12 protein-coding genes are annotated in these 9,517 nt (G+C 72.1%); 6 read left to right on the top strand and 6 right to left on the bottom strand.

Features of this window, described 5'->3' with window-relative positions; all coding sequences use genetic code 11:
* Nucleotides 1-23 precede the first annotated feature (23 nt).
* Nucleotides 24-827 (bottom strand): hypothetical protein, encoded by an 804-nt coding sequence (locus QR77_RS07545; RefSeq protein ID WP_063798011.1) that lies wholly within the window; start codon nt 825-827, stop codon nt 24-26.
* Nucleotides 828-920: 93 nt separating this feature from the next.
* On the opposite strand from QR77_RS07545, the gene QR77_RS07540 reads away from it, so the two are divergent.
* From QR77_RS07540 to amaP, 5 genes are all read left to right on the top strand, one after another.
* Entirely contained in the window at nt 921-1,394 is a 474-nt protein-coding gene (locus QR77_RS07540) for an Asp23/Gls24 family envelope stress response protein (RefSeq protein WP_040027474.1), read from the top strand.
* Between the two features lie 73 nt (nt 1,395-1,467).
* Nucleotides 1,468-1,671 carry a hypothetical protein gene (locus tag QR77_RS07535; protein WP_040020466.1) on the top strand — a complete coding sequence of 68 codons (204 nt, stop codon included), beginning with the start codon at nt 1,468-1,470 and terminating at the stop codon, nt 1,669-1,671.
* A 6-nt stretch (nt 1,672-1,677) separates the two neighbouring features.
* Complete coding sequence (locus QR77_RS07530) at nt 1,678-2,025, top strand: iron-sulfur cluster assembly protein (RefSeq protein ID WP_040020464.1); 348 nt, start codon at nt 1,678-1,680, stop codon at nt 2,023-2,025.
* Complete coding sequence (locus tag QR77_RS07525) at nt 2,022-2,660, top strand: DUF6286 domain-containing protein (RefSeq protein ID WP_078876532.1); 639 nt, start codon at nt 2,022-2,024, stop codon at nt 2,658-2,660. Before QR77_RS07530 ends, QR77_RS07525 begins: the two co-directional genes overlap by 4 nt.
* 4 nt (nt 2,661-2,664) lie before the next feature.
* Nucleotides 2,665-3,243 (top strand): alkaline shock response membrane anchor protein AmaP, encoded by a 579-nt coding sequence (gene amaP, locus QR77_RS07520; RefSeq protein WP_040020463.1) that lies wholly within the window; start codon nt 2,665-2,667, stop codon nt 3,241-3,243.
* Between the two features lie 37 nt (nt 3,244-3,280).
* Here the strand turns inward: amaP and QR77_RS07515 are convergent, their stop codons facing one another.
* Together QR77_RS07515 and QR77_RS07510 are read right to left on the bottom strand one after the other, a co-directional pair.
* Complete coding sequence (locus QR77_RS07515) at nt 3,281-4,036, bottom strand: SDR family oxidoreductase (protein WP_040020462.1); 756 nt, start codon at nt 4,034-4,036, stop codon at nt 3,281-3,283.
* 117 nt (nt 4,037-4,153) lie between these two features.
* Nucleotides 4,154-4,756 (bottom strand): TetR/AcrR family transcriptional regulator, encoded by a 603-nt coding sequence (locus QR77_RS07510; protein ID WP_052488589.1) that lies wholly within the window; start codon nt 4,754-4,756, stop codon nt 4,154-4,156.
* A 94-nt stretch (nt 4,757-4,850) separates the two neighbouring features.
* On the opposite strand from QR77_RS07510, the gene QR77_RS07505 reads away from it, so the two are divergent.
* Nucleotides 4,851-5,705, top strand: a complete 855-nt coding sequence (locus tag QR77_RS07505; RefSeq protein WP_040020461.1) for an NAD(P)H-binding protein — start codon at nt 4,851-4,853, stop codon at nt 5,703-5,705.
* Between the two features lie 381 nt (nt 5,706-6,086).
* Here QR77_RS07505 and QR77_RS07500 read toward each other — a convergent pair whose 3' ends face one another.
* From QR77_RS07500 to QR77_RS07490, 3 genes are all read right to left on the bottom strand, one after another.
* Nucleotides 6,087-7,877 (bottom strand): glycoside hydrolase family 15 protein, encoded by a 1,791-nt coding sequence (locus QR77_RS07500; protein WP_040020459.1) that lies wholly within the window; start codon nt 7,875-7,877, stop codon nt 6,087-6,089.
* Nucleotides 7,878-7,990: 113 nt separating this feature from the next.
* On the bottom strand, nt 7,991-8,791 hold the full coding sequence (locus QR77_RS07495) for an SURF1 family protein (RefSeq protein ID WP_040020458.1): 801 nt from the start codon (nt 8,789-8,791) through the stop codon (nt 7,991-7,993).
* 184 nt (nt 8,792-8,975) lie between these two features.
* On the bottom strand, nt 8,976-9,517 hold a 542-nt coding region (locus tag QR77_RS07490; protein ID WP_347359773.1), incomplete at its 5' end, for a BRCT domain-containing protein.

Genomic DNA, 9,517 nt, shown 5'->3' with positions numbered 1-9,517 from the left:
CGCGACCTGGCCGGGATCGCCGACTAGAAGCCGCTCGGGCTGGCGCTCGGGGCCGGAGTCGCGCTCGCGCTCGCGGTCGGCGGGAGCGGTCCGCCGCGCTCCGCCACCTCCACCGCCGTGACCAGGACCGCCACCGCCGGTGCCCCCCGTACCGCCGCCGTGACCGCCGTACGCACCGCCCGTGCCACATCGAGCGGGCGGTGCCCCGCCGCCGTCGCCAGCTCGACCCGGATCCGGTCCGGTTCGATGTGTACCGTGCCGTCCAGCGCCTCCGTCAGGTACGCGACCCCCGGCACAGCGGCGGCGGCGAGCGCCGGGGCGCCCACCGGCGACACCGCGTGTCCCTCGTTCGGCCCAGTGGCCTCCGGGGAATTCCCGTCCGGTCCCGGCGGGACATCCCCGGCGTTCAGCAGCCCCGTCGCCCGGAGGTCGACCTCGGTCACCCGCAGCCCGAGCTGCTTCACCGCGCAGTCGAACAAGGCCGAACGCAGTCGGGCCGCGATCACCGGCAGCGGCTCGCCCGCCCCCGCGGCGAACTCCGCCTCGATACGGAGATCACCCGGCGGCAGCGCGCTCGGCGGGAGCGGTACGGCCGGTACCACCGCGGCCTCCGGGTCGGCCAGCGAGATCCGCAACGCGCCCAGCACGGCGTCCGACACGCCCGGCACCGCCCGGTCGTCCGCCACCGCGCGCCGCAACTCCGCCGTCGCCGCCCGCTCCACCAGCCACGCCCCGTCGGCCGCTCCGCCCAGCGGGAGCAGCCTGCCCAGGCCGAGCCTTCGCCGTACCGCGGCCGTCCATCCGTTGGTGCTTCGCGCAGTCGTCATTGCTCCACCCTGCCGTATCCGTGACGCGAGACGGTACAAGCGCACCTAATGTGAGCGATGGAGTCCACACCGCCCGGAAAGGGACGAATGGCGATGACCGACACCGCACCGCGCAATCCGACCGAGAGCGGCCCCAAAGAGCCTTCCCTCAGTAAGAGGGGCGGTGGTGACCCCGCGTCACGTGGCCGCACCACCATTGCCGACGGCGTGGTCGAGAAGATCGCCGGCCTCGCGGCCCGTGACGTCCTCGGCGTGCACGCCATGGGCAGCGGCATGTCCCGCACCTTCGGAGCCGTAAGGGACCGGGTCCCCGGCGGCGGCGGCAACAAGTCCGTCAGCCGGGGTGTGAAGGCCGAGGTCGGCGAGGTACAGACGGCGCTCGACCTGGAGATCGTCGTCGACTACGGCGTGGCGATCGCCGATGTGGCGAGAGCCGTACGCGAGAACGTCATCTCGGCGGTCGAGCGGATGACGGGCCTTGAGGTCGTCGAGGTCAACATCGCGGTCAGCGACGTGAAGCTGCCCGACGAGGAGGACGACGACGAGCAGGAGTCACGGCTCCAGTAGCTCCCGTGGTTCCAGCTCCGGCGGCGGCCGGAATCAGACAACGGCCCCCAGAGGCCCCTAGAGGGAGTGCGGGATGAACATGGCGATGGTCGGCCTGTTGGCCGGTATGGCGCTCGCATTCGCCGGTTTCTTCGGCGGATTCGGTGCTTTTGTGCTGGTGGCGGCGTTGGGCGCGATCGGCTTCATCGTCGGCAAGTTCGTCGACGGCGACCTGGAACCGGGCGACTTCTTCCACAGCCGCGACCGCGACCGCGACCGCGACGACCGGCGGCGGTGAGCGCGCGTGGCAGGTGACCGGGTGGCGCCCGCCGAGCGCGGATCGAGCGCGATCGCCGACCGCGTCGTGGCGAAGATCGCCGCACAGGCCGCCAAAGAGGCGCTCAACGGCGTACCGGAGGGCGGCAAGGCCCCCACAGCCATGGTGACGGTGCGCCACGGCAGCGCGCGCGTACGGATCGGTCTCGAACTGGACTATCCGGCCGACATCGGTGCCCAGTGCGGCGAGGTGCGTGGTCAAGTCGCCGAGCGGGTAAAGGCGTTGGCAGGGATGGACGTGCCCGAGGTCGAGGTGCGGGTCGAGCGGCTGTACTCCGTCCACTCCCGTCAGGCGAACAGGGGAGGGATCCGATGACCGAGCGCGTCAGCGAACTGGACCAGTCGGCGTCCGCCGCGCGGTACGAGCGTTCGCAGAAGTCCGCGACCGTCGTGGAGGGCGCGGGCGGCAGAGCGAGCCGGTTCTGGTCCGCCCGCCGGATCCCCGCCACGATCGTCTCCCTCATCCTGCTCGGCGCTGCGGGGCTGATGCTGTACGACATCGCGGCCGTACGGGCGGGACACCCCGCGATGTACTGGCGGCGCAAGCTCGCCGAACAGCTCGCCAAACAGCCCCTGAACGAGACCTGGGTGGTGGTGGGCGCGTGCGTCGCCATGGCCGTGGGGGTCTGGCTGATCCTGCTCGCCCTCACCCCGGGCCTGCGGGCGCTGCTGCCGATGCGGCGGGACTTCCCCCACGTACGGGCGGGCCTCGACCGTGCGGCGGCCTCGCTCGTGCTGCGCGACCGCGCGATGGAGGTGTCCGGGGTGCAGTCCGTACGGGTACGGATGAAGCACGCCAAGGTCACGGTGCGCGCCCGGTCCCACTTCCGCGAACTCGACGACGTACGGGCCGACCTGGACGGCGCGGTGTCCACCGGCATCGACGAGCTGGGCCTCTCCAGACCGCTCGGCCTCTCCGTGCACGTACGCAGGCCCACGAAGAAGGGGTGACGGGATGATCCGGGTGGTCAACCGCGCGCTGCTCTGCCTCGCCGGTCTGATCCTGCTCTGTGTGGGCGGCGCCGCGATGGCGGCCGGACAGGGCTGGTCCGTGCCGAAGTCGTGGCCGTACAACGACCCCGGTGACGTGCTGCTGAGCCGCGCGAGCCGGCAGCGCTGGCGCGGCGACGGCTGGTGGTGGCCGGTGGTGATCGCGATCCTGGCGGTGCTGCTGGTGCTGGCGCTGTGGTGGGTCCTCGCGCAGTTGCGGCGCGGACGGCTGGCCGAGGTGCTGGTCGACAGCGGCGACGGCGAGGGCGCGCTGCTGCGCGGGCGGGCGCTGGAAGGGGTGCTGGAGAGCGAGGCGGAGTCGCTGGACGGGGTGGCCCGCGCGCGGGCCAGACTCTCCGGCCACCGCAGCGCGCCGACGACGGACGTACGCCTCCTGCTGGAGCCGCACGCCGTGCCGGGCGACGCGCTGCGCCGGCTCACCGGCGAGGCGCTGGCGCACGCGCGGGAGTCGGCGGGGTTGAAGAGCCTCCCCGCGGAGGTCAGGCTGCGGGCGGCGAAGCACGGCGCGGAGCGCGTGACGTAACGCCCCGCGAGGTGCCGCCCAGCCCCCACAGGTGACCTCAGAAGCCGTGCCGCGCGCCGCCGTCCACCGGCAGCATCACGCCCGTCAGGTACGAGGCGGCCGGCGACAGCATGAACGCCGCCGTCCGGCCGAACTCCTCGGGCCGCCCGTACCGCTGGAGCGGGATACGCGCCTCCTGCTTCGCCTTGGTCGCCGCGCCGTCGCCCGACAGCGCGTCCAGCTCGCGTACCCGGTCGGTGTCGATGCGCGCCGGCAGCAGGCCCAGGACGCGGATGCCCCGCGGTCCCAGCTCGCTCGCCAGCGTCTTCGCGAAAGCCGCCAGGCCGGGACGGAGCCCGTTGGAGATGGCGAGGCCCGGGATCGGTTCGTGGACCGAGCCCGACAGGACGAAGCCGATGACCCCGCCCTCGCCCAGTTCGTCGGCCGCCGCGCGGGCCAGCCGTACCGCACCCAGGAAGACCGACTCGAACGACGCCAGCCACTGCTCGTCCGTGTTGTCCGTCGACAGCCCCGGCGGCGGGCCGCCGACGCTGATCAGTACGCCGTCGAAGCGGCCGAACCGCTCCCTCGCGAGACCTATCAGCCGCCCGGCCACCTCCGGGTCGGTGTTGTCACCGGCCACCCCGAGGGCCCCGGCCCCCAGCGACTCGGCCGCCCTGCTCACACTCTTCTGGTCGCGCCCGGAAACGACGACCTTCGCGCCGTCGGCCGTCAGCGCCTCCGCCGCCGCGAAGCCGAGGCCTCGCGAGGCTCCCGTGACGACATAGACGCGGTCCTTCAGTCCAAGATCCATGGTGCAGTTTCCCACTTCTGATGTCCCCGCAGGCGCCTGCGGGCATGACGGAACCGGACGGTTCCCGCGACATGGCCCCGAAGCCCGTCCAGCTTTTCCGTCCCCGCGCGTCCCGCGTCACTCCGAGGTGCTGCCGGGCCGGGCGCGAAGGCCGTCGAGAGTGAACTGGAGGGTGCGGCGCCAGCCGTCGTCTCCTGCCGGGCGGTCACGTACGAGGTAGGCGTTGACCGAGAAGACGCGCGCGAGGTCGTCGGCGGAGAAGCCGGTCCTGAGCGTGCCGCAGGACTGGGCGTCGCTGATGAGCTCGGCGCCGAAGGCCAGTGACTCGTCGCAGACCGCCCGCAGGTCGGGCGCGTCCGGGTAGCGGCGGGAGAAGACGTCGTTGAAGACGGGGTCCGCGGCCTGCTCCTCGCACATCCCCTGCACGAAGGCGGTGAACCGGCCCCATGGCGTGTCCTGCCCGGTGGCGCGGTCGATGACCGCTCGCAGCCAGCCGGCCGCGACGTCCGCGACCACCGCGTCGAGCAGCCCCTCCCTGCCGCCGAAGCGGTTGTAGATGGTGCCCGCGCGTACGCCGGCGCTGCGGGCGATGTCCTCCAGGGGGACGTCAAGCCCGTCCCGGGCGAAGGCCTCCGCCGCGGCCTCCATCACTTTCTCCATGTTGCGGCGCGCGTCCGCGCGCAGGGGCCGTTCCCCGGCCAGTCCCTCTCCGCTGCTCATGCAGGCAACCCCATTATCTTGACATGCCATCAACTTAAGGTAGGCTCGCCACCGTCCAGATAACTTGATTGTATCTCAAATTAGGAGTTCCCACGTGAGTGCCATTGTCACCGGCGCCGGCGGCCGGCTCGGCCGCCTGGTCATCGACCATCTGCTCGCCACCGTCCCGGCCTCCGAGGTCACCGCGGTGGTCCGCGATCCCGCCAAGGTCGACGACCTCGCCGCCCGGGGGGTCACCATCGCCGTCGCGGACTACAACTTCCCGGAGTCGTTCGACGGCCTGCTGAGGGCCGGCGACCGGGTGCTGCTGATCTCGGGCAGCGAGATGCACCTGGACCGGGTCGCCCAGCACAAGGTGGTCCTCGATGCCGCCGTCAAGGCTGGCGTCGCGCTGTTCGCCTACACCAGCGTCCTCGGCCTCCAGGGCGGCCCGGTCAACGACGACCACCGCGCCACCGAGGACGCCATCCGCGCCTCCGGGATCCCGTACAGCCTGCTGCGCAACGGCCTTTACCACGAGATGGTCACCATGAACATCCCGGCCGCGCTGGAGCACGGCGCGCTGGTCCGCGCGGCGGGCGATGGCCGGCTCGCCTCGGCATCACGCGCCGACTACGCCGCGGCGGCCGCCGCCGTCCTGGCCGGGGACGGCCACGAGGACACCGTCTACGAGCTGTCCGGCGACACCGCGTGGAGCTTCGCCGAGTTCGCCGCCGAGGTCAGCAAGCAGTCCGGGCGGCACGTTCCCTACCATGCCGTCACCGGCGAGGAGTACGCGGCGATGCTGTCCGGCGCCGGGCTGCCCGACCCGCTCCCGCACGTCATGGCCGGCATCGACGCCTCCATCGGCGCCGGGGAGCTCGCCCTCACCACCGGCGACCTGTCCCGCCTGGCCGGCCGGCCCACCACCCCGGTGGCGGACGCGATCGCCGCCGCCCTGGCCGGGTAAGGCGAACCGGCGATGCTGCACATCGACATCTGGGCGGACTTCGGCTGCCCCGCCTGCTACCTGGCCAAGCCCCGCATCGACCAGGCGATCGCCGCTTCCGGGCACGCGGACGCGATCACCGTCACCTCGGCGGACGCCTGGCGATCCCGGGCGCCGCGACAGCCGATGGCTACGCCGACGCGATCACCCAAGCCCTCACCACAGGAGACCCGCGGTGAACCCGCCCGAGCTCACCATCCTGACCGCCGACACCGACGCGTCCTGCGACCCCGGGACCGGCACCTGCGCCATCCCGGCCATCCCGCGGACGCCGATCCCGGCACCCGGCGCGGCGCCGGTAACCGGCGCGGGCCTTCCGGGCATGGAGGGGACCCCTAGCGCCTATCCTGCCGCGTCCTCCCCGTAAAGGGTCAGGGCGGTCGACACCATTCCGATATGGCTGAACGCCTGGGGGAAGTTGCCGAGTTGCCGCTCAGCCACCGGGTCGTACTCCTCGGCCAGCAGCCCGACGTCGTTGCAGAGCGAGACCAGGTGCTCGAAGAGCCGCTTCGCCTCCTCCGTACGCCCCGTCATGTGCAGGGCGTCGGCCAGCCAGAACGAGCAGGCCAGGAACGTCCCCTCGCTCCCCGGCAGGCCGTCCACCTGCGGTCCTCCGGTGGTGTAGCGGTGTACGAGGCCGCCGCGCCCATGGCCCAGCTCCGCCTGCACCGCGTCGATCGTGCCCCTGACCCTGGGGTCGTCCGCCGGCAGGAAACCGACGCGCGGGATGAGGAGGGTGGCCGCGTCCAACTCCGCCGAGCCGTACGACTGCGTGAACGTGTTCCGTACCGGGTCGTACCCCTTGTCGCAGACCTCCTGGTGCACCTCGTCCCGCATCGCACGCCAGCGCGCCACATCGCCGTGCAGCGACGGGTCCGCCTCCAGGGTGCGGACGGTGCGGTCGGCGGCCACCCACGTCATCACCTTCGAGTGCACGAAGTGCCGGCGCGGGCCGCGTACCTCCCAGAGACCCTCGTCCGGTTCGCGCCACTTCGACTCCAGGAAGCCGAGCAGGCTGAGCTGGAGGTTCCAGGCGTGCGACTTGGAGGTGAGACCCGCTTCGCGCGCCACGTACAGCGAGTCGATGACCTCGCCGTACACATCGAGCTGGAGCTGTTTGACCGCGTCGTTGCCGACCCGCACCGGGGACGAGCCCGCGTAGCCGCTCAGCCAGGGCAGCTCGGCCTCCGGCAGCCTGCGCTCGCCGCCCAGGCCGTACATGATCTGGAGATCCGCCGGATCGCCCGCGACCGCTCGCAGCAGCCAGTCCCGCCAGGCGCCCGCCTCCTGGAGATAACCGGCAGCCAGCAGCGCCCCGAGGACCAGCGTCGAGTCACGCAGCCAGCAGTAGCGGTAGTCCCAGTTGCGCACGCCGCCGAGGTCCTCCGGCAGCGACGTCGTCGGCGCGGCGACGATGCCGCCGGTCGGGGCGTAGATGAGCGCCTTGAGCGTGATGAGGGAGCGCATGACGGCCGCGCGGTGCTGGCCCTCGTAGCGGCAGTGCGTGGCCCACTTCTCCCAGTCCTCCAGGCTGTCGGCGAGCGCCTCGTACGGGTCGACGAGCGCCGGGCGCGGCTCGTGCGAGGGGTGCCAGGTGAGGATGAACGACACCTTCTCGCCCGCGCCGACCGTGAAGGCCGAGTGGGTGGTGAACTGCTGGCCCCAGGTCTTGACCTCGGGCTCGCTGCGCAGCCATACGGAGTCGGGCCCGGCCACCGCCACCCGGTGCCCGTCCGAACGGCGCACCCACGGCACGATGGAGCCGAAGTCGAAGCGCAGCCGCAGGGAGGCGCTCATCTCGACGGAGCCGCTGACGCACTCCACGATCCGCACGATGTCCGGGGCCTCGCCACGCTGCGGCATGAAGTCGGTGACCCGGACGGTGCCCGTATGGGTCTCCCAGACGGACTCCAGCACCAGCGACTCACCCACGTAGCTGCGGCTGGTGCAGGCCCCGGCGCCCTTGGGCGCGATGCGCCACTGGCCGTTGTCCTTGTCGCCGAGCAGCGCGGCGAAGCAGGCCGCCGAGTCGAAGCGAGGAAGGCACAGCCAGTCGATGGAGCCGTTCCTGCCGACCAGGGCGGCGGTCTGGAGATCGCCGATGAGTGCGTAGTCCTCGATGCGTTGTGTCACGTGTGGCCTGTTCCCGCCGTGTGGGGCGCTTAAGCAGTGTGCGGAGCAGTCCCTCGAACGGACCGTCGAACGGCGCGTCGAGGGCGTGAGCCGAGGGCGCGTCAGGCCGGGCGTCAGGCTCCGGAGTGCGCGCCCACCGGTTCGAGCACCGGGGCGGCCTGCTCGGCGGCGGCCTCCCGCTCGTGCTTCTCACGCCGTACGAGAACCACCCAGCCGACCGGCACGGCGGCGACGAACAGCCACCACTGCACCGCGTACGCCATATGGGGGCCGATCGAGCTGTGTTCGGGATCGGCGATCGGCTCGGGGCTGCCGCCGCTCGGCACCGGCGACTTCAGCGCGATGTAGCCGCCGAGAACGGGCCGGCCCAGCGCCTTGGCCTGCTGGGTGCTGTTGATCAGCATCACCTGGCGGGGCGGCAGGCCGCTCACGTTCTTGATGCCGCTGGCCGCCGTCGTCTCGTCACCCTGGAGGAGGCCGGTGACGGTGACCGTGCCCGTGGGCAGGCCCGGGATCTTGGGGAAGGCCTGCTGGTCGCCGTTCGAGTCGATCCAGCCCCGGTTGACGATGACGGTGTCGCCGCCGCGCAGGACGAGCGGGACCAGGACGTGGTAGCCGACCTGGCCGTCGTTGGAGGTCCTGCGGCGTACGACGACCTCGTGCGCGGGGTCGAAGGTGCCGGTGGCGGTGACCCTCCGCCAGAAGTCGGCCTCGGGGACGGTGTGTCCGGGTGAGGTGAGATCGGTGACGGGAACGGGCTTCGACTTGAGGTTGTCCGAGATCAGCGTGTTCTGGGCGACCTTGGTCTGGTGGCGGTGAAGCTGCCAGAAGCCCAGCTTGATCATCACGGGGATGAGCACGAGGGCGATAAGGGTGAGGATCACCCACTGCCGGGACAACAGGAAGCGGTACACGCCGTCGACGGTACTCGGCGGCGAACGGCCACCGGACGCCGGGTAGGTCCGAATGGCCGGGAGGCGGCCCTCTTCACCTTGTCATCTTGGCGGGTGATTTGTCTGGGGCTGTCTCTGGGGCCGTGGGTGGGACTGCCGCCGGGGGAGCGGTACGGGAGAGGGGACGGGCAGCGGTACGGGCGTCTCACGCCTCGTCGAGCGTCGGCGCGGCCACCTGGACGACCGGCGTCGGATCGGGCAGCGGTGCGGGAGCGGGCACCGTGGTGCGCACGGGCGCGGCGGCGGGGGCCGTACGCGACGCCTCGGCGCCCGGACCCGGGGCCGGCGCGACATCGCGCAGCAGTTGGGTGAACGCCGCCTCGTCGATGACCGGGGTGCCGTACGACGCGGCCTTGACCGTCTTGGACGTCGAGGACTCCGGGTCGTTGGTGACCAGCAGACTGGTCAGCCGCGACACGCTGCCGGCGATGTGCAGCCCCGCCTCCACGGCCCTGTCCTCCAGCAACTCACGGTCGACGGACGTGTCACCGGAGAACGCGACCCGCATCCCCTGCGTCAGCGGCCCACCCGGCTCGTACCGCCCGGGGTTCGGATACGGGCACGCCACCCGCTTGCGCGCGGGCCGCCAGCCCGTCTGCTGCCGGTACGGCGCCTGATAGCCGACCCGGGGCCGCGCGGGCGCGTCCGACCACTCGGTGAGCGGCCGGCACTCCAGCAGCGGCAGCC

Origin of the sequence: Streptomyces sp. 150FB, from assembly GCF_000818195.1 — a bacterium.
Lineage (GTDB): Bacteria > Actinomycetota > Actinomycetes > Streptomycetales > Streptomycetaceae > Streptomyces.
Note: the sequence above shows the minus strand (reverse complement) of the source record. Positions and strands in the feature narration are given on the sequence as shown.